The following is a 26,668-nucleotide window of genomic DNA, read 5'->3' on the forward strand; positions in this document are numbered from 1 at the left end:
CGGAAGTATGAAAACATGGATATTTGCCGGGCTTTGTGACAAAAGCGATACCTTGTTATACATCAGCAGCATATTAGCAGCTTCCGGCCAACGGGTACTGCTTGTAGATGCTACGCTGCGGGGACGGTATCGGTATAGCATAGGGATGCTTGACAAACCACTTCCCATTACGCAGTTTAGTGGTTTTGATGTAGCAATTGGATTTACAGCATGGGAAGACCTGCATATAGGTATGACGGCTGATCAGAAGGCAGAGCAGGTTTATGACATTGTTATTTTAGATGTAGAGTTACTTGATTTTTGTCCAATTTCTGTTTGGAAAAGGGCAGAACTGCGAGTTTGGGTCAGTGATTATAGCCGCATGCTAATGCATAACGGACAGAATTGGCTTCAGCATTTATTCAGTCAACCTGAATTCCCCAAAGATCTTGTATTTCACAAGCTATTTTTACAGGCCGTGGATTGTGGTCTGGAGGAGCCGTATCTGTGGGAATACATGAATCATTTCCCGGCATCTTGGCAGCAAGAGCCATATATACTGCCATGGGATGAGGGGTTGCTTGCTCTGAAACTGGAAAATGAGCATAAAAAACAGCTAATACTAAAACCGCTATCCAGAATGTATAAGAAAGAACTATGCCGTTGTATTGGGGAATGGATGAGTTGGGAATTAAAGGTGATTCGTCGTGCGCTAAAGCGTGCGGAAAGGAGTAGAGCATGAGTACCATTTTGTTTTGGAGCCCCATTAAGGGGGCTAGTGGAAGTAGCTCTTTGGCGGCAGCAATAGCAATTACCATAGGCAATCTATATAGAGGAAGACTATTATTGACTCATTTGGGTCGTAGACATACTGGTATTGAATCAGGATTACCTATACAAGAGTATGGTATGGATGATCCAACCCTACAGCTTCAGGAAGGGGGCTGGGATGCTGCCGCACGTTTAGTTCTGCGAGGGACACTGTCTAAAGAAAATATTCGTAATTATACGACACCTGTACTCGAACATACTTTGGATGTACTTGAGGGAACCTCCAGCTTTGGAGCTGCACCGCCGTTACTGTCTCCAGGGCTTGTACGGGCAGTAATAGATACAGCGAACCAATATTATGATTTAACGCTAATTGATGCAGGAAGTGGAGCAGGATGGGGGGCTGTACAGCATGAAGCATGTGCACGAGCCAAACTGGCTGTTCTTTCACTCACTCAGAATATGCGAGAGTTAGACGCTTATTTTGAATCCGTGTCTCCGTTATCTACCTACTCATCGTTACCCTTATTAATAGTACTTGGAAAATATGATGTGCATTCTCAAGTGAATGAAGCGAATATTCGCAGGAGATATGGCTACAAAGGTGCTCTGTATACAGTCCCTTATAACACCGGATTTATGGACGCATGGAACCGCAGGGATGTGATCGGCCATGTGCAGCGTGAGGTACGAAGTGGAAAAGGGCAGCCTCGCAAGCTTTTTATGACTGTAGGATGGGCGCAGAGTATACGTCATATCAGCAAAGCTATTCTGGAGGCGGCAGAGTCCGATCTTCGGCTCAAGGCTTTGGAGAGGGGCGCTTAAATGCTGTCCGCTCAAATGATCAACGGATTGATTCTTACCTGTATAGTATTGATGTGCATCGTACTGATTATTGTTAAATATCGAGGGAATTTTCACTCGCGACATTCAACCCTTCGAGTAGAAAAAAAGAATGAAGATGCCACATTCGAAACATTAATAGAGTATATCAAAAATGCACTTCATGAACTAAGTCATAGCCAGATGGCGGATGCCGGATTGCATGAAGAGGAATATAGACGGCGTATCCATCAAAGGGCGGAACTACGCAGGGCATTAAAGGACTGTGCCAATGGTAGCAGTGGAGATAAACGTTTTGTTAAAAATCTGATGGCTGAGCTTCTGATTCACGGTTACGGCTTGAACGAGAAAATCGTCGATACTGTTATGCCATTCTCCAGACCTGAGTTGTTTAGCATACAGGATCAATTCGAAATTATATTTTACCAATACCAGCAGAAGTTTGGCGCTGATGCACTATCACGTTTACTGGATACTTATGACTTGGCCGAAATGAGATATTCACAGCAAGGTGAAGAAGATGGAAGTTATCTCGTTACCGCAGAGGACATTCGTTATATCTATGATTGTGAGTACCGGCCCCTTTCCTTTTTGGAGAAGGTGGATATTATTGTCCAGCGGATTTATCAGCATTATAAAGGCTTTTCCGTCATTGATGATATTCGTGACCAGCGGATCGACGGTGTAAGTGGGGGCGTCAGTGGTATGCCGGAAGGTGGGATTCCTGCATCATCAGACTGGCCTTCCGATGGGTATGTATTTGAACAAACAACTATGCCTACTGCCAATAGTTATGAGAGCGTATGGATTTTTTATAAAGGTAAAACGATCCATCTTTCGTTCCTTTCCTTCGGATCTGAGCGTGAACTTAAAAGGGTGTGCCAAAATATTTACAAATACAATTACCCGGGACAGCTTTCCGAAGCAAATGGTTATAAGGTCAATGAAATGAAGGATGGGTCACGGGTAGTGGTGGTACGACCTCCTTTCTCAGAATCGTGGGCTTTCTTTGTCCGTAAATTTGATATTCAAAGCGCATCGCTGGAACAGTTAATTAAGGGACAAAATGCTGATTTTCCAATCCAGCTACTTTCTTATTTAATGAAAGGCAGCCGGATTACTGCTATCACAGGCGCGCAGGGCTCAGGTAAGACGACGTTGTTAATGGCGATGGTCAAGCACATTTATGCTTCGTATACGCTTCGCGTTCAGGAAATGGCTTTTGAACTGCATCTACGCAGCATCTACAGTCGCCGTAACATTCTTAGCTTTCGAGAAACGGATCATATTTCAGGACAACAAGGGCTTGACTTACAGAAAAAAACAGATGGAACCGTCAATATTCTAGGCGAAGTAGCAAGTGATGAAGTAGCTGCTTGGATGATTCAAATGTCGCAGGTTGCCAGTCTGTTCACCATTTTTACTCATCATGCCAAAACATTTCGTGATCTCGTGTTTTCACTTCGTAATTCATTGCTCAAAACAGGAGTATTTCAGCATGAAGGCATTGCTGAGGAACAGGTAGTTCATGTCATTAACTTTGATGTGCATCTCAAACGTGATGCGGAAGGGCGACGCTACATCGAACGGATCACAGAATGTGTGCCGCGTGACCCGGATCATACGGATGCAGGCTCCAATGCTTCAACGAGCTACAGTTATCGCCACGTTATGGAATATCAGAACGGAAGCTATATACCGATGGAGCCCTTAACAGCCAAAAATGTACAAGAAATGTGTGAGCAGATGAATGTAAATGATGCCAGAGATTTCCGCAGTTTTTTGACCCGCTATTGGGAGGAAGACTATGAGTCTTAAAGAAATTTTATTATGGATTTTACTTATATCAGGTGGGGGCTTTACGCTTCTATATATAGCTTTATGGGGGTTGCGTAAGCGCAGTAGTCATGCAGTTCGCAGAGGACGAATTTATTCTGTGAAGGAAGGTCGCAAGGGAAAAGCGGTACTGCAACGTGAGCTACAAGCCTTACTGCATAAGTTGTACACGCTGTGTATGAAGGTCCCTTTCTTGTCCGGATACATCACGAGTATACGTAAGCGACTAGCTGGTCAGCATGCCTACGATGAGTACAAGCTTCGCCTACAGACGATGAAGATGACACTGTTCATCTGGGGAGCTTTTGCTTGCAGTGGTGTTGTGCTGGTCATGATGAAGCCAGGAATAGAGTTTGCTATATTAGCCGTTTTATGCGGAGTGGTAATCAACAGTCTTATTTTGGATATGGCCATTAGCCGGATGGAAAAAAGGCTACTTGCACAGATGATCGAATTATTCGCCAATGTGCGTCACTATTACCATCAGCACGGTATGGTGGAGGAAGCTATATCCGAAGCGGCCGATTTGGCGGAGGCAGAGGCCGGAAGACACGCACGACTCATCCATGAGGCGCTAACAGATGTTGATCCGCACGAAGCATTGGAAAGATACTATGAATCGGCTCCTAATCGATTTTTAAAAGCTTTTGCCGGTATCTCGTATATGGTAATGGAGTTTGGTGATCGGGTTGAGGAGGGTGGCTCCATTTACTTGAAGGGGCTCGGCAGTCTCGCACGCGAAATCCAGTTGGAGTTGCTGCGAAGAAATAAACTGGACTATCTGTTAAAAAGTCTAAACGTGATCGCACTAGCACCTGTTTTCTTTACCATCCCAATCGAGACATGGGCGAGATCCAGCTTTCCCTCCATGGATGAGTTTTATCAGGGAAAATTGGGTTATATCACAAAATTATCCGTTTATATTGTGATAATCGTATCTTATTTCCTATTACAGAAGCTACAACAGACCGACGAGACAGGATATCGTGCGGGTAGAGGACGGAGGGTTTGGGAGCAGAAGCTATACCGTTTTCCTATCATTCGTAATGTGGTGGATTCTTTAATTCCGCGTCAGAATATGTCTTCTTATTTTCAAATAACCCGCCTATTAAAGGAAAGTGGTGCGGAGATTAGGCTGGAGTGGCTCTACATACGCAGAATGGCTCTTTGTATCATAGGATTGGTGCTCAGTATCAGTACGATATTTTTTTTACATGAAGCTGAGAGAACGCATATCCTTCACGCACCAGTGCAATCGGGTCAAATGTTTGGACGTTTAAGTCCGGTGGAGCAAAAAGAAGCTTTGAAGCAGAGTGAGATTGATCGCAAAATCATGCATTCGCTGAACATGAGGTCGAACAGCACATACGAACATACGTACGCTGTTTTAGAGCATAATGCTAATGGAACTGCTACTCCTGAACAGTTATCCACAAATACTTGGCGTATCCTCCAAAAGCTAAAAGATTGGAATGATGAATACATCAAGTGGTGGGAAGTGCTGATTAGTTTGATTGTTGGGTACGCAGCCTATCAAATGCCTATGCTTTTATTATATTTGCAACGAAAAATGCGTCGGTTGGATATGAGGCATGAGGTGTATCAATTTCAAACAGTTATTTCCATTTTACGGGTTATGGAACGAATGTCTGTCGAGGAAATATTGGAGTGGCTGAACAGATTTTCAGTTATATTCAAAAGACCTCTGCAAAAATGTTTGCTTCATTATGAACATGGGCCAGAGGCAGCTCTCGACTTGCTAAAAGAAGAAGCGCCTTTGCCGGAATTTCAACGTCTCGTGGATAAGCTTCATTTGTCTTTAGGTAAAATTACGATTCGAGAGGCCTTTGATGATTTGGAATCCCATATGTCCTACTATTTCGAACAAAGAAAACAGGAGTATGAAAAAATAATAGACAGTAAGGCTATCTGGGGAAGGATGATTGGTTTTGCCCCGATGTATGGTCTTATCTTTTTATATTTGGTGATTCCGTTGATCGGCATGAGCTTTGTTCAAATGGATAACTATTATGAACAAATACAAAAAATTCAGTAAGAAAGTTAACCTATGACTAATACAAAATAACAAGCTAGGGGAGAAAAATAATGAATAACGCATCAACAGCTTTAAAGGTAGCCGCTGGGATATTTTTGACCATCGCTCTAATTACGATTGTAGTTATACTATTTATTTCAGCCCAGGAGGCGACTAAAACGGCACAAAACAATTTTGCTGATATTCAGACCGAATTGTCTCAAGCCTCTTTTACGGTATATGACGGCACAACGATTAGCGGTTCCCAGGTGACCAATGCGCTGCGGAAGTTTCAGGGGAAGGACCAATTCGGCATTCAGATTAAAACCGGCAAAAATATGGCAGGCCAGTGGTACGGTAATGCTCTGAACATTAGCCCAGACAGTGAACAGTATGGCGCCGTGAATGGTGGCAGTGATAAGACAGGTAAAATCACGAATACACTTAATGAGAAAGAGAATGAATACGTAAATCCGAGTGGTAAATTTAAAGCTGAAATCGTCAAGGACAAATCGAACGTTGTCCGTGGGTTGTTGTTTATCCAGTCCTAAGCACTACAGCAAAGATAATAATCAAAAGGGGGATGAGAGTATGTCTGATCACGCTTCAAGCATGCTGCGGCTTGGTGTGTCAGTTATTCTGTTCATAACCGCATGTGTAACGGCAGCAGACTTGTCCAGCCAGCTGGATGGTGCACTGGAATTAAGATCACAGCAAGAGGAGCATTCTGAAGGGCGAATAGCCCGTACTGCTGGGGCGGGGTTGCCGGGACGGATAAAAGGAACTCAGGTCATACAGGCAATTCGCATGAACTTACAGGAGGGGATTTCGATTCATGTCGACGGGACAGAGTATGATGTGTATTCTGAACCGTTTGAGCCTGATGTGTCGACCTTGGATGCTTCTTCTTTATATTCCATATACCCACAGCGTAATGGGAATGGGGACATAACATCTGTACGTTTTGAGAAATTGGGGGAGGAATGAAGTGGTTCAAACAATATCCAAGCTGTTGGGGGCGCTGATCGCTGTATTGCTTTTGTACATCGTACCCGCAGCTCAAGCTGCTGAACGGCAGGATGATATATCCGGGTTAAATACATATCATTCAACTGTACGTTTTGTTGATATGGTAAGAACCAAAGGTTACATTACACCGACGATGTATAACGATTTTATGCGTGATCTGGAATTGACAGGCAATACGTACGAAGTTGACTTGGAACATATGCACAAAAAGTATGTACCGGACTATGCAGATGCCGCGAAGCCAGACAGTTTTCTGGGCAATTATGAAACTGTATATGATGGGTACTATAATCCGCAAATCTTGCCTGTACTGTTTCCTGACAATCAGCAGCCAAAATCAGATCAGACACGTCGGTATACCTTGATGGCCGGGGATTATTTTACGGTCCGGGTACATAATACGAATCGGACTCCTGCGGACTTGTACAAATCATGGCTTCTTGGTGGGGCAGGTAGCGGCAAGCCGGCAGTTACAGCTTCTTACGGGGGCATGGTTCTGAATGAAGATTACTGATTTTGCGGTCATATTTATACTTTTGTTTTTGCCCTTTGGTGTAGTTAGTGACTTACGGGTGCAGAATCAGCGTGAAGTGCAGCAGTTAGAAATGAAATATACGTCGGCTCTCCGTACCGCAGTTCAGGATGCAGGGGTTGTGCTCTCACAGAATGAACGTCAGGAACGCGAGGCCGGATACGGATCGGATAAGTTTTTTCGGGTAGATAAAGAAGCAGCGCTGAACACGTTCCTGCACACCCTTTTTCTTAATGTAGGCATTGATGGGGATATAGTAGCACAACGTGCATTATTGGATTACATACCGGCTATTGTAATTCTGGATTATGACGGTTATTATGCGTTTACCTCAGAAGCCTATACAGACGAGCATGGACAAGCTGCTATTGGCCACAAATGGAGCGAAAAAAAGCCATATGCCTATGTTGATTCAGTAGGCAACAGTGTGGGGTTCACCTTGGATAATTATGTGCACGCATACGATACTCGAAATCACAGGTGGGTAGAAGGCTTTCAAAAGGAACTTCAGGATCAGACCGCTATATCTTTGCTGAATAATTCAGAAACTTTTGAGCAAATACGTCGTTCCACCATTGTTCGCATCGTTCAAGAGGACTTGGCGCGAATTATTAATGTCCATAACGAAAAAGCAGCGCGTAACGGCATAACTTATTCGTTCACGCTACCGATCATTCCGCAAGAGGAGTGGTACAACACGGTAGATGATGTGGGGCTGATCGCGTTTATCCAAGGCATTCCGGTCGGAGACAGGTATTACAATAACTATGGATTTGGTGGTGGGAGAGTCGTTAGAAAGCAAGACATTATCGGTGGCATAGAACCAGATACTGGAATAAAGTATTTTTATAGAGATTTATGTCCAGCTCCCTTTAAAGCGAGTGAACGTTTCACGGATGAAAAATCTGCAGCAGCTGCGGGTTACTTTGAGTACAAATGTTATAATGGCTTAAAATAATCACCCTCATGGGTGGTTTTTCTTTTTTTAGGCAGATCCATACCAAAAAACCTTAAAATTCACTGTTTTCAATATTCCGATATGGTTGCAGAATGTGCTACAATAAAGCTTTGAAAGAAACGAAATGCATATGAAATAAGAACAGTCGGCAACGCCGATGACAATAAGGAGCCAAAAACAGCTTATGAGTTTATTGACTGTAGAAAATGTATCCCACAACTTTGGGGACCGCGCATTATTTAAAAATGTTTCCTTTCGATTGCTTGCGGGGGAACGTGTAGGTTTGGTAGGAGCTAACGGTGTTGGTAAATCGACACTCATGAACATTCTCACTGGAAAATTGCTTAAGGATGAGGGTAAAGTGGAATGGACTCCACGTGTGCGTTACGGCTATCTGGATCAGCATACCAAGCTGACACCGGGCAAAACGGTACGTGATGTATTGAAGGATGCTTTTCTTCCTTTGTTGGAATTGGAAAAGGAAATGATGCAGATTACTGACAAAATGGGGGATGCTTCTCCTGATGAGTTGGAAGTGTTGCTGGAACAGATGGGTGAAATTCAGGAGCAACTGGATATGGGGGATTTTTACCTCATTGATGTGAAGGTTGAAGAAATGGCGAATGGACTAGGTCTGTCGGCCATAGGACTGGATCGGGATGTATCCGCACTTAGTGGCGGGCAACGGACAAAGGTTCTTCTTGCTAAGTTGCTGTTGGAAAAGCCGAATGTCCTGCTGTTGGATGAGCCTACCAACTATTTGGATGTAGAGCATATTGAATGGCTTACGCGCTATTTGAAGGACTATCCCTATGCCTTTATTCTTATTTCACATGATACTGAATTTATGAACCAGGTCGTTAATGTTATTTACCATCTTGAATTTGCCAAGATGACCCGTTATTCAGCTAATTATGAAAAGTTTCTCGAAATGGCGGATCTGAACAAAGCCCAGCATATTGATGCTTATGAGAAGCAACAGGATTTTATTAAGAAACAGGAAGATTTTATTCAGCGTAATAAAGCGCGTGCCTCTACGTCAGGCCGAGCAAAGAGCCGTGAAAAGCAGCTTGATCGGATCGAACGTATTGATAAGCCTGAAGAAGCCGCAAAACCAACCTTTCAATTCAAAGAGGCACGTGCAAGCGGAAAGACGGTATTTGAGGGTATTGATTTTGAGATTGGTTATACACATGCCCTTTTGCCTAAAATGTCCATGACGATTGAACGTGGCGAAAAGATTGCAATTGTCGGCTACAATGGTGTCGGTAAATCGACATTGCTCAAAACCATATTGGGAAAAATTCCGCCAATCAGTGGAAAAACTTATCAAGGTGATTTTTTGCAGCCCGCTTATTTTGAGCAGGAAGTAAAGGCCGAGAAAATTACACCGATTGACGATGTGTGGAATGAATTTCCGCATTTGAACCAGCATGAAGTACGAGCGCATTTGGCGCGTTGCGGTTTGAAAAATGAGCATATCACGCGTCCGCTATCTGCGCTCAGTGGTGGAGAACAGGCTAAAGTCCGTCTTTGCAAACTGTTAATGCGTGAAAGCAACTGGGTACTGTTCGATGAGCCTACCAACCACTTGGATGTTAAAGCAAAGGATGAGCTGAAACGTGCCTTGAAGGAATACAAAGGGACCGTATTGCTTGTATCTCACGAACCGGACTTTTACGAGGATTGGGTAACCAAAACGTGGAATGTGGAAGAGTGGTCAAGTAAAGTTAACTAAAATCAGCTAAATCCAGTTCCAGCAAATTTCACACGAAGTGGGGTTTGCAGAATTAGAAAAATATGCTAAGCTATCTTTAGCTTATACAATAAAATAGTCACACTAGGGGAGCCGCCCATGCGGCTGAGACGGAATAAATGGATTTCGGACCCTTTGCACCTGATCTGGGTTATGCCAGCGTAGGGAAGTGAGCGCCGTACAAACAAGGCAACACCATCTTTATTTTTGTTTGTGCGTGGGACGATACACGTATACGGATTCATGGTCCGTTCGATTATTGGACGTTCGTTAAACCACTTCCTTGGGGAAGTGGTTTTTTTGCGTTTCGTTCATTTTAAGTAGTTCGAGCTTCCGTAGACGATTCACATATAATCCCCTTTCATTCCTGCTGGTAGACGTGGCTGGCTAAGCTTAGATCCTTTAGTCCAATGTGAGGTGAAGACAAAATCGAATTACACGCAATTTCGATGGAAAAGGGCACTTTTGCACAAGCCGCCCAAGTGGCTGCTGTGATTTGTCCGTATGTTCATTATGTACACGCACGTTTAAAACAGAATGGTGCCTCTGCATTGCTTTCTTTGACTCGCAGCCTGGTGGAGCAGGAAGTTCCTTTGCAACAAATTGTAGTAAATGATCGTGTGGATGTAGCTTTACTTACTTTGGTCGGAGCCGTTCAATTACCAGCTAATGGATTACCTGTTGTGGATGTGAAAAGCCTACTTCCAAAGGGTACACGCTGTGGAGTGTCTGTACATTCCTTGGAGGAGATGCAAATTGCTGAGCGGGCAGGAGCGGACTATGTACTTTATGGTCACGTATATGAGACCCATTGTAAGCCCGGTATTGTACCGCGGGGTTTAGCTCAGCTTGAACATATTTGCAGGTTGTCGAACATTCCGGTGATTGCGCTAGGCGGCATACAACCGCATCATATCCCGGAGCTTTATAGGGCCGGAGCAAGCGGAATTGCGGTGATGTCTGGTATATGGGAGGCTGAGTCGCCCGTTGCAGCTGCAATGGAGTATAGGCGAATGGCAGACCTTGTAGTTCACAGCCTGTAGCGAGAAAACGAGAGTAGAGGCAAGCTGAAAGCAGAAGGGTTTATGGAGAGGAGATACGGAACAAATGCTAAAGATACACACAGAGGAAAGAGCGATTGGACACGCTGAATGCTTGGTCATAGGTGGAGGTGTCATCGGCAGTTCCATTGCTTATCATGTGGCCAAGGAGGGAAGAAGTACGATTATGCTGGAACGATTGATCCCGGGTGAGGGAGCCTCAGGAGCAGCGGTTGGAATGCTGGCAGCGGAAAGTGAAGAGTTCACCGACTCTGAGCTATCACGATTTGCTCGCATAAGTCGAGATGCATTCCCTGAGCTTGTCTGTGATCTAGAGCGTTTGTCAGGTATTTCGGTGGAATTCCGTACTGAAGGGTTTGTGACCCCTTTCCGTACGGAGACTGAAGGCCAAAAACGCTGGAAAGCTGCTAAAACGCGAGAGGGTGATTGTCCTATCTGGTGGGATGCGAAAGAATTGGCCCGACGAATTCCAGGTTTGGATGAACAAGCGATCGGGGCAATATATCGTTCAAAGGAGACACAAGTGGCTCCTGTCCAGCTTTGCCGTGCTTATGCAGGTGCTGCTGCGGTGCTGGGAGCAACGGTATGGTCTGGTACACAGGCAGAGCAACTGGTCATACAGGATGGTCGAATTTGCGGTGTCCGCACAGATAGTGGTTTTTTTTCCTGCGATCAGGTCATTATTGCCGGAGGCTTGGATAGCATGAAATTGCTAGCGCAGGTTGGGTTTGAATATCCACTTTATCCGGTCAAGGGCGAAGCGGTAGCGGTCTCCTTGAAGGATCACCCGTTAGAATATACCATTTATGCTGATGATATTTACCTCGTGCCTAAACAGAATAACGAGCTTTGGATTGGGGCAACGAGCCTTCCACATCAATATGACGAAGAGGTGACCGTAGGAGGCTTGGAGGGGGTGTTGGCACGTGCCTCTGCCTGGCTGCCGCGCGTCCGTGAAGCTTCTTTTATACGCGCTTGGGCGGGCTTACGTCCGCAGGCTGTATCAGGTCATCCTTTTATAGGAATTGTTCCTGGGGTCGAGGGCGTATATGCTGCAGTCGGGCATTATCGTAACGGTGTCCTGCTGAGTGATGCTACCGGGCGTGCGATGGCAGCTATGCTTAATGGGGCTTGTGCAGCAGAACTTGGGATAAGTAGTTTTTCTTCTGAGCTCCTCAAGGAGAAAAGCTTATGAAGCTGACGATTAACGGCCAGAGCCTGACCTTTTCTAATCGAATCACTCATGTGAATCAATTGCTACATGAGCTTGATGTAAAGGTGAAAACCGTAGTGGTGGAGCTGAATCGGCATATATTGACCCGTGAAGATCATGATGAAGCGGTACTGAAAGATGGAGATTGCCTAGAGATTGTACATTTTGTGGGAGGCGGTTGATTATGTTAACCATTGGAAAAGCATCTTTTACCTCGAGGTTGTTGTTGGGAACAGGAAAATTCTCTGATCTGGATATCCAATCCCAAGCCGTAGAGGCTGCTGAGACGGAAATATTGACGTTTGCTGTACGGAGATTGAACTTGGAGGAACGGGATAAGCAGCATTTTCTCGATATGCTGGATTTGAGCCGGTATACACTTCTTCCCAACACAGCAGGGGCTACAACAGCAGAGGAGGCGATTCGTATTGCCAAATTGGCAAAAGCCTCCGGCCTGTGCGATATGATTAAGGTGGAAGTCATTGGGGATAGCAAGACACTGCTGCCGGACCCATTTGAAACGTTGAAAGCTAGTGAAAAGCTGTTAGAAGAAGGCTTTATCGTGCTGCCCTACATATCGGACGATGTGATTCTAGCAAAGAGGCTACAAGAGCTTGGAGTACATGCCGTTATGCCTGGAGCTTCACCGATTGGTACAGGACATGGTTTGCTTAATCCGTTTTCATTAGGTCTAATTATTGAACAGGCGGAGGTTCCGGTTATTGTCGATGCGGGTATTCGCTCACCCGGTGACGCGGCAATAGCGATGCAGTTAGGGGCAGATGCTGTTTTGTTGAATACAGCCGTATCAGGAGCGAAGGACCCGGTAAAAATGGCAGAGGCCATGAAACTGGCTGTTCGTGCTGGAAGATATGGTTTTGAGGCGGGGATGATTCCTGTAAAACGTTACGCTTCAGCAAGCAGTCCGATAGAAGGTATGGTTCAGGCATGAAGGTAACTGACAAATCCGGTGCAGGAGGAACACATTCAAGTGACCGTTATTCCAGACAGGAAAGATTCGCGCCCTTTGGACCGACAGGACAACGTCGGCTTGCTTCTTCCCACGTACTGATCATAGGTGCCGGAGCGTTAGGTACAGGTATTGCGGAAACGCTCGTTCGCGGGGGTGTAGGTACAGTGAGCCTCGTAGACCGGGATTATGTGGAATGGAGCAATTTGCAGCGCCAGCAGCTTTTTCAGGAAAGTGATGCTGCGCAAAGATATCCCAAAGTAGTAGCTGCTCAGCGAAGATTAAAGGATATTAATTCGGAAACGGTTATACATGCACATGTACTGGATGTTGGGGTGGAAGAGCTGGAAGAGTTGATCCAAGGGGTAGATCTCTTGATGGATGCAACCGATAATTTCGATACCCGACTTCTTATGAACGACATGGCACTCAAGCATCGGATACCTTGGATTTATGGGGGATGTGTAGGCAGCTATGGTGTAACCTACACCATTTTACCGGGTCAAACGCCTTGTCTTCACTGTCTGCTGGGAACTATACCGTTTGGTGGGGAAACCTGTGATACCGCCGGGATTATTCCGCAGGCTGTACAGATGGTCACGGCTAACCAAACTACGGAAGCTTTCAAACTTCTTGGCGGATATCCGGAAGATTTGAGAGGAAAGTTACTTTCGTTTGATTTGTGGAAAAATGAGTATGTAGCGATAGCGGTAGATAGCGTTAAAAAGGAGAACTGTCCTTCTTGCGGCAGCCAACCGACGTATCCCTATTTGTCGGCCTCTCATCGGCAGAAAACAGATGTTTTGTGCGGTAGGGATACCGTTCAAATTAGACCAGCAAACCCGATCCATCTGAATCTTGCAGAAACGGCAGATAGATTTGCTTCTTTGGGAGAAGGAAAAGTAGAGCGAAATCCGTTTTTGGTTTCCTTTAGTACAAGCGAGCATCGCTTGGTTGTTTTTGCAGATGGCAGAGCGCTGATCCATGGGACAAAGGACGTGGCAAAAGCAAGAAGTCTGTATCATCGCTATTTGGGTTAAACGATAAAAGCAGAAAGCCATTCTTTGGAGAATGATTTTCTGCTTTTTTGTTACAATAATATTAATATGCTTTAATGGCTTATAACACAAACTTGTTCGTATCCAATATGTAATGCTATGTCCAAACCAGGTGGGTGAAAAGGTGAGCCCGTTAATTTTGCTTGTGGATGTAAATGAAGCGTCTCCCGTAATTGTTCGTCCATTGGAGCAGGAAGGTTATCAGGTGGTTCATGTTAGCAATACGACGGATGCAAGCTCTTATGTAGCCCATAATCCTGTGGATTTGTTGCTGCTCAGTATAGAAGATGAACAGACCGTTTCGCAAGGCTTGCTTCGCATATTGCAGCAATACCATCCTCATGTCCCGCTATTAGCAATGACTTCATCAGATAAGGAGGACCATATTGTTTCCTGTTTTGAACAAGGAGCACATGATGTGATCGTTCTGCCCTTTTATCCTAGAGTTTTTCAGGCTAGAGTGGCTAATTTATTGCGGATTTTTGGTATTGAACGTGATGTGAAAAGGGCAATCGAGGCGGGTGATTTACATATAGACAATGCAAGCAGATTGGTGAGCAGAGGGGGACAAAAGCTGGAATTAACTCCGAAGGAATTTGATCTTTTACTTCATCTGGCGATACATCTTAACCAAGTTTGTAGCAGGCAGAAAATTCTGAAGGATGTTTGGAAACATGATTATATCGTTGATACGAACGTTGTAGATGTCTATATCAGACATTTGAGGGCTAAAGTAGATAAGGGGTATAAGTTTAAAATGATCCGTACGGAACGAGGTATTGGTTATTCACTCAGAACACCAACCGTATCAGAATAGTATTAGGTATATAAAAAAAGCCGGAACTTTTCGTCCCGGCTCGCATATTTCAAAATGAGTTTCTTACTACAGTACGCGGCGTGCTTTAATGTATGTTCTTTTCCAGTTGCCAGAGTTCAAATTGGAGATGGTCACGCCAGGTCCGCCGTAAGTGTGCAAAATTTTACCCCCGCCCATATAGACTGCTACGTGGGTAATGTTGCGTCCTGTAGCACGACTACCGCTTGAAAAGAAAACTAAGTCGCCTTTTTTCAGATTGGACTTGGATACGGCATGTCCGACTTTAGACTGTTGAACAGAAGTACGCGGCAAATTTACTCCGTATTTCTTGAATATGTGCTTCATGAAAGAAGAACAGTCAAAATTACGTGTAGTGCTTGTGGAAGCTCCAAACTTATAAGGAGTTCCCATATATTTTTCACCGTAGTTAATTACTTTTTGGCCTACCGAAGTCGTAGTGGCGGCTTGTGCCGTATTTGTTCCCTCAATTGCAAAAGTACCAAAGCCGATCGTGGCTGCGACCCCTGCTATAATTACCTTTTTTATGATTTTCTGCATATTCATGTTGTAAGTACCTCCAAAAATTGATTTGTGCAATATTTTGCTGAGTTGCTAACTAACTGACAGCGTTGAGTATAACAGTTTTGAAGCCCCCTAATAGTTGGAAAAGAACTCTCAAATGCTTGAGGGACAAGACTTACACAGCGATTATTAAAAAACGATTAAAAATTACAATTTGTAAAAAATATATCGATTCATGGATTTCTATAAACGGAAAAATCCTTGTTCATCAAGGGTTTTGAGTGAAAAACAATTTATATAATGGTTACAACAATGTCATAATTAATCCTTGCTTTGAATAACGAGTAGTAGACCGCTTTTGATGGAAATCGTACCTTTTGAAGCCGTTAGCTTATTACTGACAGCACGTGATTGTCCCATTTTGAGGGTGGCATTATGTAACGGATACATAAATCCTTCCAGTTGTATGCCTGTTACTTCGGAGGTCATAGGAAGCAGGGAGGTATATGTATAGCCCATAGGTTGGATCTCAAGCGTTGATCCGGTGAGCTCAATATAATTATGTGCGTCCATAATAGCGCAGCTAATATGATGCTGCATTGCGCGTACCAATATTTGAACATTAGCCAATGTGTGGTCCATCCGGGTGCCAGTCACACCAAGCATCAGTACTTGATCTGCCTGTTCGTCCATAGCGATTTCTAAAGCAAGCTCAGTATCTGTTAAGTCTTTAAGTACTGGATCGCACGCAATCATACGTTGGCTTGCTGATTCTACCTTTTCTTTTTCCACTGGTGTGATCGAGTCAAAATCTCCTACAGAGATATGTGGTGTAATACCGTGCTCGATCAGGAAAAGAGCACCTTTATCTGCACCTATAATAAAATCATCGGGCTGTATTTGATGTAAATCTTCTTCATTAAGACGACCACCTGAAAATACAATCGCTCGTTTTTTTGTCATAATCAACATCCTTTCTTTCTGATACGATCCTATATATACCATCGTTTTTAAGTATACCGCGTTAAATATGGCTTGCACAATTTTGGAGGACATGGCTACAATGAAACAGAAAAAAGGAAGTGTAACGTGTAATAGGAAGGAGAACGAAATGATTAACGTTTTGTTTGTATGTTTGGGCAATATTTGCCGCTCACCGATGGGGGAGGCAATACTGAGACATAAAGCGCAGGAACGGGGATTGGGTGCAGAAATCGGGGTGGACTCGGCCGGGACAGGCGACTGGCACATCGGAAATCCTCCGCATGAGGGAACACTAAAGCAACTTAAACTGCATGGAATCAGCGAACAAGGCATACAGGCGCGGCAAATAACGGGCCGTGATTTTGACGCGTTTGATTATATTGTGTGCATGGATGACTCTAATGAACGAAACATGCGAAAGATTGCAGGTGGAGCGGAGGCAGATATTCTAAAATTTATGGACTTGCTCCCTCAAGAAAAATTAAGAGAAGTACCCGATCCATATTTTACAGGGAATTTTGAAGAGACCTATCGATTAATGGACGCAGGGTGCGAGGCCTTACTGGACAAGATCGTAGAAGAAAAGCTATAATGTGAACGACAGATGACGGCAATCATTGCCGTTTTTTGTTATACATTTTTGAAAGCGCAACCAAATCATGAAAAAGAAGAAGGAGCTTTATGACCTAGTAGGTCAAATGCTCCATTCCCTTTAGTTACCTGGGAGAATTTTTACTCAGGCGCGATCCAAAAAATACATTAGCGCGTCAGGCAACTCGTTTTGCCAAAAGCCCCACAAATGTTTGCCATCCTTTTCACGGTAAGAAACTTCAGCGTTCCGTTCGCGCAGCAAATCTGCGCATTGACGGTTAAGCTCTACAAAGTTGTAAATGCCAGTATCACTCTCAAATGCATCTTCCTGAAGGCCAACCGTCATCCACACCCGCAAATGAGACAGATCTTTCTCACGGGCGATGATTTCCTGCGAAGCTTCATAGTAAGCACCTGAGAGGCTGATAATGCGGTTGAACAACTGAGGATACATCAAAGCCAAATGCAGAGACACACTGCCTCCCAGTGAATCCCCCGCCAAAATACGGGACGCTGCATCTTTTCTTATAGGATACTTTTGCTCTACATAGGGAATAATCTCTTCTGCAAAACAGGCGGTATACGCCTCAAAACGATTGCCAAAGGGAGCATACTCCTGCGTTCGAATTTTTGTATTCACTTCCACACCTACAATAATGAAGGGTTCGACGCCCTCATCTAGAATGAGGCGGTTGGCATGAGTTGCAATGCGGCCAAAATTGAAAAATTCTTCTCCGTCCTGACAGTACACGACCGGGTAGCTCAATATTTCATTATAGCCGGGCGGCAAATAAATCCGGAGAGTTCTGGTCTCGCCAAGAAAGCGGCTGTCTACTTCGTCTTTAAGGATGGTTCGTTTTAAATACCGAGAATCCGTCATTTTTCGTCACCTTTCTTGGGTATTATTTTGCATTCGGGATCACAATAAGTTAAGATTACCCTGATTGCAATAGATGTTTAAAATTTCAATCATGTACTAAGCTGTTACAGTAAAAAACATACCCTGTTACACACACAAAAATGTGACAAACTCAAAAAAAATAACTAAATCTTTGACGCGAGCGATATAACAGGTGTATAATAATCCTATAACAGCGGAACTTGATATTCAAATTTTTTTGTTGAGGTGAAGAAAATGAGCAAGGTTCCTTATGAAGTTTACACAGAGGAAGTTGAGGCGCTGTCCGTACTTTCTCCGGATGGTGAAATTATCAATAAAGATATGTTGCCTAAACTTACAGATGATCAATTGAAAGAAATTATGTATCGAATGGTATTTACACGTACTTGGGATGACCGTGCCGTTAACTTAGGCCGTCAAGGGCGTCTCGGTTTCTATGCTCCGGTATCCGGACAAGAAGCAACCATGGTTGGTAGCGAATATGCGCTCCAAAAAGAAGACTTTATTGCTCCAGGCTACCGCGATATTCCGCAAATCGTTTGGCATGGCCTGCCATTATACCAAGCTTTCTTGTATTCCCGTGGTCATCAACACGGCGGCCAAGTGCCGGACGGTGTTAATGTACTGATGCCGCAAATCATCATTGGCGCGCAAATTTTGCATGCTATGGGTATTGCTATGGGTTACAAGCTGAAAAAACAAAAACAAGTCGCCATTACATATACAGGTGACGGCGGTTCTTCCGAAGGTGATTTCTACGAAGGCCTGAACTATGCTGGTGTATACAAGTTGCCAGTTATTTTCTTTGTGCAAAACAATGGTTACGCGATCACGACTCCATTCTCAAAACAAACGGCTGCTCTTTCGATCGCTCATAAAGCAGTAGCTGCTGGTATTAAAGGCGTGAAAATTGACGGCATGGACGTGCTTGCAGTTATTAAAGCCGTTCAAGAAGCTGCAGAGCGTGGACGTAATGGTGAAGGTGCTACTTTGATTGAAGCCGTAACGTACCGTTTCCGTCCGCATTCCCTTTCTGATGATGCAACAAAATATCGTTCTAAAGAAGAAGAAGGCGAATGGAATGCGAAAGATCCAATTGCCCGCTTTGCGAAATACCTTGAGAAAAAAGGTCTTTGGACTGAAGAAGATACAGCTCGCGTAAAAGAAGAAGCTAAGGCAAAAGTGAATGAAGAGATCAAAAAAGCCGAGAAAACAGAAAAAATGACAATTCCTGGCCTGATTGATAGCATGTTCGAAACAACGCCTAAGCACTTGGAAGAGCAAAAAGCTGATTTTAAATAATTGAACTTGAAAGAGACCGGGCGGTAACCCGATCCGGTCTGCTTTTCGATTGACCTGAACTGAAATTGATCTGTCAATGTTTAAGGAGGAAATGAAGCAAATGGCACAAATGAACATGAAAGAAGCGATTCGTGACGCACTGCGCGTAGAGTTGAAACGCGACCCTAACGTCCTGCTTTTCGGTGAAGACGTAGGTCATGTAGGTGGCGTATTCCGCGCTACAGAAGGTCTGCAAAAAGAATTTGGCGAAGAACGTGTATTCGATACTCCGCTGGCGGAATCCGCAATCGGGGGTCTTGCTGTCGGTTTGGGTATTCAAGGCTTCCGCCCTGTAGCTGAAATCCAGTTCGTAGGCTTTATCTTTGAAGCGCTTGATCAAATGGCAATTCAAGCATCCCGTATGCGTTACCGTTCCGGTGGACGTTACAATTCTCCAATCGTATTCCGTACACCTTTTGGTGGCGGTGTTAAGGCAGCCGAGCTGCATACAGATTCCTTGGAAGGTCTGCTGGCTCAAACACCTGGTATCAAGGTTGTTGTTCCATCCAACCCTTATGATGCAAAAGGTCTTATGATTGCGTCTATTCGCGACAACGATCCTGTGTTTTTCATGGAGCATTTGAACTTGTATCATGCATTCCGCGCTGAAGTTCCTGAGAATGATTACACAGTTGAACTGGGCAAAGCTAATGTAGTTCGCGAAGGTTCCGATGTGACGATCATTACTTACGGTATGATGGTACACACTTCGGTTAAAGCTGCGGATGAGCTGGAAAAAACAAAAGGTATCAAAGTAGAAATCATTGATTTGCGTACCATTAGCCCGATTGACATTGATACCGTTGTTGCTTCTATTCAAAAAACCAATCGTGCCATCGTTGTTCAAGAAGCGCAAAAGAGCTCCGGTGTAGCTGCTGAAGTTATTGCACAAATTAACGAAAAAGCAATCCTGCATCTGGAAGCACCCGTTCTGCGTGTAGCAGGTCCGGATACCGTTTATCCTTTTGCTCAAATTGAAGATACTTGGTTGCCAACGCCAACACGTATCATTGATGCGGTTAATAAAGTATTGGAATTTTAATTAAAGCACACCGTAAATTTGGGAGGTTTTAAACGTGGCTAAATTTGAATATAAATTCCCGGAGCTAGGTGAAGGTCTTCACGAAGGCGAAATCATCAAGATGCACATTAAGCCCGGCGACAAAGTAACAGATGAAGATATCATCATGGAAGTACAAAACGATAAGGCTGTAGTTGAAGTTCCTTGTCCGGTTAATGGTACAGTACAAGAAGTATTTGCCAAAGACGGTGACATCTTTAACGTAGGTCAAGTCGTAGCTGTAATTGATGCAGAAGGTGAACTTCCCGAACAAGAAGATGCACCAGAAGCACCAGCTGCTAGCCCTGAGCCAAGTGCTGCTGCACAAAGCGGAGCTGCAGGTACAGCTAGATTTGAATATAAATTCCCAGAGCTGGGTGAAGGTCTTCACGAGGGCGAAATCATCAAGATGCACATCAAGGCCGGCGACAAAGTAACCGATGAAGATATCATCATGGAAGTACAAAACGATAAGGCTGTAGTTGAAGTTCCTTGTCCGGTCAATGGCACAGTACAAGAGGTATTTGCCAAAGACGGCGACATCTTTAACGTAGGTCAAGTCGTAGCTGTAATCGCTGCAGAGGGTGAACTTCCAGAACAAGAAGAAGCACCAGCTGCTGCTAAACAAGAACAGGATGCTGCACAAGGCGGAGCTAACACTAAACCAGCTGCAACTCCTGCTGCTTCTAACAAAGATGTACTAGCTACACCTAGCGTCCGCAAATTTGCTCGTGAGCAAGGTGTAAACATCGCTCAAGTGAGTGGCTCCGGCAAAAATGGTAAAATCACCAAAGAAGATGTAGAAGCTTTCAAAAATGGTGGAGGCCAAGCGGCTGCACCAGTAGCGAAAGAAGCTGCAAAAGCACAAGAGCCTGCTAAGAAAGAAGCGAAAGCTGCAGCAGCATCCGCACCAGCAGCAGATCCACGTGCTGAGGAAGAGCGCGTACCATTTAAAGGTATCCGCAAGGCTATTTCCAATGCTATGGTTAAATCGGCTTATACGGCTCCGCACGTTACGATTATGGATGAAGTAGATGTAACTGAACTGGTTGCTTTCCGTACTCGTATCAAACCAATTGCTGAGAAGAAAGGCACAAAAGTAACATACCTGCCATTCATCGTAAAAGCTTTGGTTGCTGCTTCCCGTCAATTCCCGGCTCTGAATGCCTCAATCGACGAAGAAGCAAACGAAATTGTCTACAAAAAATACTACAACATCGGTATCGCTACAGATACAGACAACGGTTTGATCGTTCCTGTTATCAAAGATGCTGATCGTAAGAGTATCTGGATGATTGCTGATTCCATTCGTGATCTGGCTGTGCGCGGTCGTGATGGAAAATTGGCAGCAAATGAGATGAGAGGAAGCACAATCTCCATCACTAACATCGGTTCCGCAGGCGGTATGTTCTTTACTCCAATCATTAACTTCCCTGAAGTTGCGATTTTGGGTACTGGACGCATCAGTGAAAAAGCAGTCGTGAAAAACGGTGAGATTGTTGCCGCTCCAGTAATGGCTCTTTCTCTGAGCTTTGACCACCGTATTATTGACGGTGCAACTGCTCAAAACTTCATGAACTATATCAAACAGCTGCTCGCTAACCCTGAGTTGCTTGTTATGGAGGTGTAATCAATGGTAGTAGGAGACGCTTCTCTGGATATTGACACATTGGTTATCGGTGCGGGTCCTGGCGGCTATGTAGCTGCCATCCGTGCCGCACAATTAGGACAAAGCGTATTGATCGTTGACAAATCTGAGCTGGGCGGTGTCTGTCTGAACCGTGGATGTATTCCATCCAAAGCTTTGATCTCTGCAGCTCATCAATACGAAGCAGCTAAACATGGCGAGTCTTTCGGTATTTCGGCTGAAAATGTAAAAGTAGACTTCGCTAAAACACAAGAATTCAAAAACGGCGTTGTTAAGAAAATGACAGGCGGCGTAAGTGGCTTGCTCAAAGGCAACAAAGTTGAAGTTTTCAATGGTGAGTGCATGTTCATCAACGAAAACGAAGCGCGTGTATTCAACGAACATGAATCACCACGTTACCGTTTTAAAAATGCAATTATCGCAACAGGTTCCCGTCCAATCGAACTGAAACCATTCCCTTTTGGTGGACGCATTCTGTCTTCTACAGAAGCATTGAACCTGCCTGAAATTCCGAAAAGCCTGATCGTAATCGGTGGTGGATACATTGGTGCAGAGCTCGGACAAATGTACTCCAAATTCGGTTCCAAAGTAACGATTATTGAAGGTATGGATACAGTGCTTCCTGGTTTCGACAAAGATATGACTTCGATCGTTGCGAAAAGCATGAAGAAAACGGGCATCGAAATCTTCACTGGCGCTAAAGCGGAAAGTGCAGAGCAAACAGATAAAGACGTAACAGTGAAATTCTCCGTTAACGGCGAAAGCAAAGAAGTAACTGCTGATTATCTGCTTGTAACTGTTGGACGTCGTCCAAACACAGACGGTGAACTGGGGCTGGATCTGATCGGCCTAGAACTGGATGAGCGCGGAATGGTGAAAGTTGATCACCAAGGACGTACTAGCATTCCTCACATCTTTGCAATCGGCGATATCGTAGCTGGTCTTGCTCTGGCGCACAAAGCTTCTTACGAAGGTAAAGTAGCTGCTGAAGCAATTGCAGGCGAGCCGTCTGTAGTAGATTACAAGTGTATGCCGGCTGTCGTTTTCACGGATCCAGAATGCTCCAGCGTAGGCTACACAGAGTCACAAGCCAAAGAAAAAGGCTACAATGTCAAAGTTGGCAAGTTCTCTTATGGAGCAAACGGTCGTGCGGTTTCCCTGAACGCTGCTGAAGGTTTTGTGAAAATCGTTGCTGACGCTGACACAGGTTTGGTACTGGGTACGCAAATCGTAGGTCTGGAAGCTTCCAACCTTATTGCTGAGCTGGGTCTGGCGATTGAAATGGGTGCTACACTCGAAGATATCTCCTTGACTATTCATGCTCACCCTACATTGGGCGAAATCGTTATGGAAGCAGCGGAAGTCGTGCTGGGTCATCCGATCCACGCATTGGCACCACGTCGCTAATACCATTTTTCATTATCTCGTTTTCGTTTTCATACATGACAAAGATAGGCAAGGAGCGCTATATCTGCGCTCTTTGTCTCTTTTTTTTCAAACTTTAGGATTTTCAGGACTACCATGAAAATTCACACAGTACATGGTCAACGAAGTACCGTACATGATAAACTAACTATAGATATGGGTGCAGAAAAGAATTTTAAAGATTAGAATCTGGCGATGCCAGGTTTTTATTCATGCTCAAAGGAGAGGAATAACGTGCGTAACTATTTGGAACTGCTGGAGGATATTTTAGAGAATGGAGTAAAAAAAGAGGATCGTACAGGAACGGGTACACTATCTGTTTTCGGAAGGCAACTCCGTTTTGACCTGGCCAAGGGCTTCCCCTTGGTGACCACCAAAAGAGTACATTTGAAATCCGTTATTCATGAGCTGTTATGGTTTTTGCGGGGAGATACCAACATTTCTTATCTCAAGGAGAACGGAGTTACCATTTGGGATGAGTGGGCAGACGAGCAGGGGAATCTGGGGCCTGTATATGGGTCGCAATGGCGCTCGTGGGAAACAACAGACGGACAACATATTGACCAAATTGCGAATGTCATTGAAGCTATTAAAAAAAATCCGGATTCACGTCGACACATTGTCAGTGCTTGGAATGTGGCTGAAATCGAATCGATGAAGTTGCCGCCATGTCACTTTGTATTTCAGTTCTATGTAGCTGGAGGGAAGCTTTCCTGTATGCTAACGATGCGTTCTGTGGATACCTTTTTAGGGTTGCCGTTCAATATCGCAAGTTATGCATTACTAACGCATATGGTTGCACAGCAGTGCGGTTTGGAGCCCGGCGAATTTATTTGGTCAGGCGGCGATGTGCATATTTATTCAAATCATATGCAACAAGTGCATACACAGTTGGAACGTGATCCTTATCCGTTGCCTCAGTTGAAAATTCTGCGCAAGCCGGATTCGATTTTTGATTATACCTACGACGATTTTGCTTTTGAAAATTACGAATATCATCCAGGGATTAAGGCGCCTGTCGCCATTTGATTAGAGGAGGTGGGAAAATGGGCATTTCAATGATATGGGCTATGGCACAAAATGGTGTGATCGGCCGAGATAACAAACTTCCCTGGCGCCTCCCTAGAGACATGGCCTTTTTCAAAGAGCAGACGATTAATAAAACGGTACTCATGGGACGCAAAACGTGGGAATCCTTTGGAGGAAAAAGCCTGCCAAACCGGCGTAACGTTGTCTTGACCCGAGATCTGCGCTATCAGACGGAAGGTGCGGAAGTAATTCATTCAATGGAAGAAGGACTCCAATTAGCAAAGCAGGAAGAGTTAATGGTCATCGGAGGAGCAGAGATTTATTCACTGTTTTGGCCACATGCTGATCGGCTGATTGTGACTCGGATTGAGGAGGTTTTTGAAGGCGATACAACCTTCCCTGAGCTGGATTGGAACGGCTGGAATATAGTTAGTGAGACCCCAGGTATCAAGGATGACAAAAATCCCTATGAGTATCGTTTTGTTGTTTACGAGAGAACCGAATAAGAATAGACTATATCCGACCCCACTCATTTGAAAAATTAATAAACCATATAAAAAATCCTTTTGGCTGTTGATGCAGAAAGTTGCATAAGTTTTCATCACTTTTACGCTGTATTGTGATACAATAAATCAAATTCAATGAGAACAGACCCTTTCATAATACAAATAGACAAATTCGAATTTGACTTAAATTCTGAATGGATGATCGGGGTTCATAAGCGAAGAGATGGGGGAACGTAACATGTCTACACCAACTGGATTTATGGAATACACACGACAGCTTCCTACAGACCGGGACCCGGCAGAGCGTATAAAGGATTGGGAAGAATTCCATAAGCATATGTCTGAGGAAGAGCTGCGTACCCAAGGGGCGCGTTGTATGGACTGCGGAACCCCTTATTGTCATACGGGGATGGATATCATGGGAGCAACTTTAGGCTGCCCGGTTCATAATCTCATTCCGGAATGGAACAATCTCGTATATCGTGGTTTGTGGAAGGAAGCGCTAGAGCGGCTGCACAAAACGAATAACTTCCCAGAATTCACAGGTCGTGTTTGTCCTGCGCCATGTGAGGGTTCATGTACTGTGGGACTGATCGGACAGTCTGTTACAATTAAAACCATTGAGGAAGCTATTATCGAAAAGGGTTTTGAGGAAGGCTGGGTTGTCCCTAATCCGCCAGAAAAGCGTACAGGCAAACGAGTGGCTGTTGTCGGTTCGGGTCCGGCAGGTTTGGCTGCAGCGGCTCAGCTTAACAAAGCAGGGCACAGCGTGACTGTGTATGAGCGTGCAGATCGTGTGGGTGGATTATTGATGTATGGCATACCGTCCATGAAATTGGATAAAAAGGTTGTTCAGCGGCGAGTGGATTTGCTGGAGGCTGAAGGTATTCAATTCATCACCAATACGGAAATCGGCAAAGATATCCCTACCGATCAGTTGATTGGTGAATATGATGCTGTTGTTCTATGCGGTGGTTCTACGAAGCCAAGAGAATTCAACATTGAAGGTAGCGATTTGAAGGGTGTTCATTATGCGATGGATTATCTGAATGGTACCATCAAAAGTTACTTGGACTCCAATCTGGAAGATGGCAACTATTTGTCTTCCCAAGGTAAGGACGTTATTGTAATCGGTGGCGGTGATACGGGTTCGGACTGTGTAGCTACTTCTTTGCGTCATGGTTGTCGGAGTGTCACTCAATTTGGCACACATACCAAAGCACCTATGGAGCGTGACCCGATTGCCAATCCTTGGCCACAATTTCCAAACGTGTATTCTCTTGATTATGCACAGGAAGAAGCTAAGGCGCTGTTCGGAGAAGATCCACGTGAGTTCTCCATCATGACGACCAAATTTGTAGGTGATGAAAACGGTAATCTGAAAGAGCTGCACACCATTCAAATTCAACGGATTGTTGATGAAACAGGGCGCAAAATCTATCAACCGATTCCAGGTACGGAGCGCGTATTCCCTGCACAAATTGCTCTTATTGCCATTGGATTTGATGGTCCTGAGCAAACGATTGTAGAGCAAATTGGCTTGGAGACGGATCGTCGTTCCAACGTTAAAGCACGTTATGGAAAATATGTTACTAATGTGGATAAGGTTTTTGCTGCAGGTGATATGCGTCGCGGACAAAGTCTTGTTGTGTGGGCTATTAATGAAGGTCGAGAAGCTGCGCGTGAAGTTGATAAATACCTCATGGGCGCTACCGTTTTGGTGTAATTATAAATTTTATGTTACGGATCAGTCAAAGCTCCATCTTCGGATGGGGCTTTATTGTATTTCAAGCTGAGTCTGCC

General features: G+C 44.5%; 26 protein-coding genes and 1 riboswitch. Of the genes, 23 read left to right on the forward strand and 3 right to left on the reverse strand.

What is annotated here, in order from left to right; all coding sequences use genetic code 11:
* Positions 1 to 7: 7 nt before the first annotated feature.
* The 15 genes from ACEN8J_RS08805 (at position 8) to ACEN8J_RS08875 (ending at position 14,858) form a co-directional block, all read left to right on the forward strand.
* A complete protein-coding gene (locus ACEN8J_RS08805; RefSeq protein WP_039271283.1) occupies positions 8 to 721 on the forward strand; it encodes a hypothetical protein in 714 nt (237 codons plus the stop codon).
* Entirely contained in the window at positions 718 to 1,575 is an 858-nt protein-coding gene (locus tag ACEN8J_RS08810) for a hypothetical protein (RefSeq protein ID WP_165146657.1), read from the forward strand. Before ACEN8J_RS08805 ends, ACEN8J_RS08810 begins: the two co-directional genes overlap by 4 nt.
* Positions 1,576 to 3,411, forward strand: a complete 1,836-nt coding sequence (locus ACEN8J_RS08815; RefSeq protein WP_069011706.1) for an ATPase, T2SS/T4P/T4SS family — start codon at positions 1,576 to 1,578, stop codon at positions 3,409 to 3,411. It abuts the gene before it with no gap.
* Positions 3,401 to 5,485, forward strand: coding sequence for a hypothetical protein (locus ACEN8J_RS08820; protein WP_495594412.1), 2,085 nt, complete (start codon positions 3,401 to 3,403; stop codon positions 5,483 to 5,485). Before ACEN8J_RS08815 ends, ACEN8J_RS08820 begins: the two co-directional genes overlap by 11 nt.
* 50 nt (positions 5,486 to 5,535) lie before the next feature.
* Positions 5,536 to 6,015: a hypothetical protein gene (locus ACEN8J_RS08825; protein ID WP_029517430.1), complete on the forward strand. Its 480-nt coding sequence runs from the start codon at positions 5,536 to 5,538 to the stop codon at positions 6,013 to 6,015.
* Between the two features lie 40 nt (positions 6,016 to 6,055).
* Positions 6,056 to 6,451 (forward strand): hypothetical protein, encoded by a 396-nt coding sequence (locus ACEN8J_RS08830; RefSeq protein ID WP_495594413.1) that lies wholly within the window; start codon positions 6,056 to 6,058, stop codon positions 6,449 to 6,451.
* A 1-nt stretch (position 6,452) separates the two neighbouring features.
* Positions 6,453 to 7,007, forward strand: a complete 555-nt coding sequence (locus tag ACEN8J_RS08835; protein WP_495594414.1) for a hypothetical protein — start codon at positions 6,453 to 6,455, stop codon at positions 7,005 to 7,007.
* Positions 6,994 to 7,983, forward strand: a complete 990-nt coding sequence (locus tag ACEN8J_RS08840; RefSeq protein ID WP_495594415.1) for a hypothetical protein — start codon at positions 6,994 to 6,996, stop codon at positions 7,981 to 7,983. Before ACEN8J_RS08835 ends, ACEN8J_RS08840 begins: the two co-directional genes overlap by 14 nt.
* A 184-nt stretch (positions 7,984 to 8,167) precedes the next feature.
* Entirely contained in the window at positions 8,168 to 9,721 is a 1,554-nt protein-coding gene (locus ACEN8J_RS08845) for an ABC-F family ATP-binding cassette domain-containing protein (protein WP_029517433.1), read from the forward strand.
* Positions 9,722 to 9,815: 94 nt separating this feature from the next.
* Positions 9,816 to 9,924: riboswitch (TPP riboswitch) on the forward strand.
* A 264-nt stretch (positions 9,925 to 10,188) separates the two neighbouring features.
* Positions 10,189 to 10,782 (forward strand): thiamine phosphate synthase, encoded by a 594-nt coding sequence (locus ACEN8J_RS08850; protein WP_029517434.1) that lies wholly within the window; start codon positions 10,189 to 10,191, stop codon positions 10,780 to 10,782.
* Positions 10,783 to 10,846: 64 nt separating this feature from the next.
* The gene (thiO, locus tag ACEN8J_RS08855) at positions 10,847 to 11,995 is read left to right on the forward strand and encodes a glycine oxidase ThiO (RefSeq protein WP_495594416.1); all 1,149 of its coding nucleotides are present in this window, start codon (positions 10,847 to 10,849) and stop codon (positions 11,993 to 11,995) included.
* Positions 11,992 to 12,195 (forward strand): sulfur carrier protein ThiS, encoded by a 204-nt coding sequence (thiS, locus tag ACEN8J_RS08860; RefSeq protein WP_029517436.1) that lies wholly within the window; start codon positions 11,992 to 11,994, stop codon positions 12,193 to 12,195. Before thiO ends, thiS begins: the two co-directional genes overlap by 4 nt.
* Positions 12,196 to 12,197: 2 nt before the next feature.
* Complete coding sequence (locus ACEN8J_RS08865) at positions 12,198 to 12,965, forward strand: thiazole synthase (RefSeq protein ID WP_039271297.1); 768 nt, start codon at positions 12,198 to 12,200, stop codon at positions 12,963 to 12,965.
* Positions 12,962 to 14,023 carry a ThiF family adenylyltransferase gene (locus tag ACEN8J_RS08870; RefSeq protein ID WP_165146617.1) on the forward strand — a complete coding sequence of 354 codons (1,062 nt, stop codon included), beginning with the start codon at positions 12,962 to 12,964 and terminating at the stop codon, positions 14,021 to 14,023. Before ACEN8J_RS08865 ends, ACEN8J_RS08870 begins: the two co-directional genes overlap by 4 nt.
* Positions 14,024 to 14,165: 142 nt before the next feature.
* On the forward strand, positions 14,166 to 14,858 hold the full coding sequence (locus ACEN8J_RS08875) for a response regulator transcription factor (protein WP_495594417.1): 693 nt from the start codon (positions 14,166 to 14,168) through the stop codon (positions 14,856 to 14,858).
* 66 nt (positions 14,859 to 14,924) lie between these two features.
* Here ACEN8J_RS08875 and ACEN8J_RS08880 read toward each other — a convergent pair whose 3' ends face one another.
* Together ACEN8J_RS08880 and ACEN8J_RS08885 are read right to left on the reverse strand one after the other, a co-directional pair.
* Entirely contained in the window at positions 14,925 to 15,422 is a 498-nt protein-coding gene (locus tag ACEN8J_RS08880) for a C40 family peptidase (RefSeq protein WP_039271305.1), read from the reverse strand.
* Between the two features lie 279 nt (positions 15,423 to 15,701).
* Positions 15,702 to 16,343 carry a thiamine diphosphokinase gene (locus tag ACEN8J_RS08885; RefSeq protein ID WP_318627296.1) on the reverse strand — a complete coding sequence of 214 codons (642 nt, stop codon included), beginning with the start codon at positions 16,341 to 16,343 and terminating at the stop codon, positions 15,702 to 15,704.
* A gap of 148 nt (positions 16,344 to 16,491) precedes the next feature.
* Here ACEN8J_RS08885 and ACEN8J_RS08890 point away from each other — a divergent pair, with 148 nt between their 5' ends.
* Positions 16,492 to 16,956: a low molecular weight protein-tyrosine-phosphatase gene (locus tag ACEN8J_RS08890; RefSeq protein WP_274481582.1), complete on the forward strand. Its 465-nt coding sequence runs from the start codon at positions 16,492 to 16,494 to the stop codon at positions 16,954 to 16,956.
* Between the two features lie 144 nt (positions 16,957 to 17,100).
* Here the strand turns inward: ACEN8J_RS08890 and ACEN8J_RS08895 are convergent, their stop codons facing one another.
* Positions 17,101 to 17,835 carry an alpha/beta hydrolase gene (locus ACEN8J_RS08895; protein WP_025724149.1) on the reverse strand — a complete coding sequence of 245 codons (735 nt, stop codon included), beginning with the start codon at positions 17,833 to 17,835 and terminating at the stop codon, positions 17,101 to 17,103.
* A 255-nt stretch (positions 17,836 to 18,090) separates the two neighbouring features.
* Between ACEN8J_RS08895 and pdhA the strand changes: the two genes are divergently transcribed.
* The 7 genes from pdhA (at position 18,091) to ACEN8J_RS08930 (ending at position 26,591) form a co-directional block, all read left to right on the forward strand.
* Complete coding sequence (pdhA, locus tag ACEN8J_RS08900; protein ID WP_029517443.1) at positions 18,091 to 19,158, forward strand: pyruvate dehydrogenase (acetyl-transferring) E1 component subunit alpha; 1,068 nt, start codon at positions 18,091 to 18,093, stop codon at positions 19,156 to 19,158.
* Positions 19,159 to 19,258: 100 nt separating this feature from the next.
* Positions 19,259 to 20,239, forward strand: a complete 981-nt coding sequence (locus ACEN8J_RS08905) for an alpha-ketoacid dehydrogenase subunit beta (RefSeq protein ID WP_039271308.1) — start codon at positions 19,259 to 19,261, stop codon at positions 20,237 to 20,239.
* A 34-nt stretch (positions 20,240 to 20,273) separates the two neighbouring features.
* Positions 20,274 to 21,887: a 2-oxo acid dehydrogenase subunit E2 gene (locus tag ACEN8J_RS08910; RefSeq protein ID WP_277397970.1), complete on the forward strand. Its 1,614-nt coding sequence runs from the start codon at positions 20,274 to 20,276 to the stop codon at positions 21,885 to 21,887.
* A gap of 3 nt (positions 21,888 to 21,890) precedes the next feature.
* Positions 21,891 to 23,312 (forward strand): dihydrolipoyl dehydrogenase, encoded by a 1,422-nt coding sequence (gene lpdA, locus ACEN8J_RS08915; RefSeq protein WP_039271311.1) that lies wholly within the window; start codon positions 21,891 to 21,893, stop codon positions 23,310 to 23,312.
* Between the two features lie 252 nt (positions 23,313 to 23,564).
* Entirely contained in the window at positions 23,565 to 24,359 is a 795-nt protein-coding gene (gene thyA, locus ACEN8J_RS08920; protein WP_069011721.1) for a thymidylate synthase, read from the forward strand.
* Between the two features lie 17 nt (positions 24,360 to 24,376).
* On the forward strand, positions 24,377 to 24,865 hold the full coding sequence (locus tag ACEN8J_RS08925; RefSeq protein WP_069011722.1) for a dihydrofolate reductase: 489 nt from the start codon (positions 24,377 to 24,379) through the stop codon (positions 24,863 to 24,865).
* Positions 24,866 to 25,103: 238 nt separating this feature from the next.
* The gene (locus ACEN8J_RS08930) at positions 25,104 to 26,591 is read left to right on the forward strand and encodes a glutamate synthase subunit beta (RefSeq protein WP_069011727.1); all 1,488 of its coding nucleotides are present in this window, start codon (positions 25,104 to 25,106) and stop codon (positions 26,589 to 26,591) included.
* Positions 26,592 to 26,668: the final 77 nt, after the last annotated feature.

It is taken from the genome of Paenibacillus sp. Paensp38 (assembly GCF_059491915.1).